At 52.8% G+C, this 2,075-nt stretch carries 1 protein-coding gene; it reads left to right on the forward strand.

Features of this window, described 5'->3' with window-relative positions; all coding sequences use genetic code 11:
• The first annotated feature begins 607 nt into the window (after window positions 1-607).
• Entirely contained in the window at window positions 608-1,840 is a 1,233-nt protein-coding gene (locus B4E36_RS17480; protein ID WP_292059681.1) for an MFS transporter, read from the forward strand.
• The last annotated feature ends 235 nt before the right edge of the window (window positions 1,841-2,075 follow it).

Consider the following 2,075-nt stretch of genomic DNA (forward strand, 5'->3'; position numbering starts at 1 on the left):
CCTGCCGCAACCGCGCGCCGGGCCGTATCGCGCCCGATATGATCCGATCCGCGAGAATACGCGCGATCCGGTCGGAAATGGTCTCGTCTGTCTCTTTGGTCATAGATTATAGATAATCGATGTCACATATGAAGTCGACGTGAGCAGATCGAATTGAACCTAGGGTGCGGCGAGCGACGAACTGGCTTCGGTTTGTTGAGGCGCAAGAATTCGACCGTGATCATCGGCCGCGCTATCGGGCACCTTTATGTGCTCTATCCCAACACCAGCGGCTAAAGTCGTCCATTCTGGCGGCAAGCAACCCCAAGAGAAGGCCCGGTCCCGATCACTGTTCCGACCTCAGCACGTTGACAGCAGCACTAAGGTCGACTTATACGAAGACTTGTATCGGAGCGCATACCAGCGTGGGCAGCTAATTTTGAGCTGCTTTTCATCGATATACTCACAAACATTTCTGAGCCGATCCAGATAGGATATTGATCCATCTGGCCTTGTCGCGAGATCCCTCTCTCGGCCTCTCCTCCCGTCCATTCATCCCGCCCAAACGCGATCGCGATCGCGAAGACGTATTTTTGTCTGAAACAGCTTCAAAGAGAGCAGAAGATCAATGGTAACGACATCAGAAAAGACGTCGGAAAGCTCCAACCAGCATAGACCCTTTCTCGCTATCCTAGCCTTGGCGGTTTTTTTCGTCGGCGCAAGCGAGTTCATGCTTTCGGCGATGCTTGGACCGTTAGCTGAGGCATTCCGCACGTCTCCGGCTCGCGCCTCGTGGCTAATCTCCGGCTACGCCTTCACTTACGCTTTGGCGGCTCCTATTCTGGGATATCTTTCAGACCGTATCGACCGTGTTCGTTTCCTACTCTTTGCTCTTCTGGCCTTTGCTATCGATGGAATAGGAATTGCATTTTCGCCGACTATCGAAATTGCAATGGTTCTTAGAGTCTTCGGTGGGCTAGCGTCTGCTGTAATCATTCCAACGGCGTTCGCCCTGGTTTCCGAAATCGTCCCCAGGGAAAGGCAGGCTGGTGCGATGGGACGCGTCATGCTTGGAATGACGTTCGGCATTGCGCTGGGTCCAGCCCTCGCAGGCGTGCTCACCGAATGGGTTGGTTGGCGACTGCCTTTTCTCACGAGCGCAAGCGGATGCGTGTTGGCGTTCATTATCGGCTCCAGAACGACCCCCGGTAATTATTCACCCTCATTCGCCAGAACTGCAGTGCATTTTCATTGGATGAAGAAATGGAATGTAATGCGACCGCTGATAGCCAAGGGCGCCTGGAATGGGACAGGCGTGGCCGCTTTCCTACTCTCGGGGGAGATGCTCAAGCAACGCTACAACTTGAACACGGCCGAAATTGGCGTCACGGTTACCGCGTTTGGTTTCGGTTTGGGCATCGGAAATCTTTCTGCGGGCTGGATACGCCGCATGTGCGGCAGAGAAGAAATATCACTCATCGCGATAACTGCATTACTTGCGCTGTCGATCGCAGCCTTCACCACAATCGCTCTCCCTTTCATCGGGGCCGTAACTTGCCTAGTCCTATGGGGATTTGCACTCGGCGCCGGCGCGCCAAGTAGCACAACGATATTGGCAGAGCGATCTGGGCATAGCAAAGGCATGGTACTTGCTTTTGCTGAAACGCTAAATAACGTGACAATTTTTGCAGTCCTCCCGGCAGCAATACGTTCAATCGATCGCGGCGACAATATTTCCCTCATATTGGTGTTGGGTACGGGGCTTTTTGTTGGAATAATTCTGACGTTGATTGATGGCTTCCTTTCGCGACCGGTCTCTGCCGAGCAATCAAAGCCCCTCGACCTTTCGAGAACGAATTGATTGAACATCATACGATCGAGAAGACGACTGGGAACGTGACAGGCGGGCTGCATAACTGCGTGGACGGTTATGGGAGGCGTTTCTTCCAAGACCAATCCGATTTGCACGACATAGCGCGATATTACCGCACAAGCGCCTGCAAGGACTTTTCACATTCAGCTTCTATCGCTTTCTATGGTTCTCATGATGATCGGAGGACATAGAATGAATACTCCAAATTTTCGTCGAACGATTC

It is taken from the genome of Martelella sp. UBA3392, assembly GCF_002358775.1.
GTDB classification, from domain to species: Bacteria; Pseudomonadota; Alphaproteobacteria; order Rhizobiales; family Rhizobiaceae; genus Martelella; species Martelella mediterranea.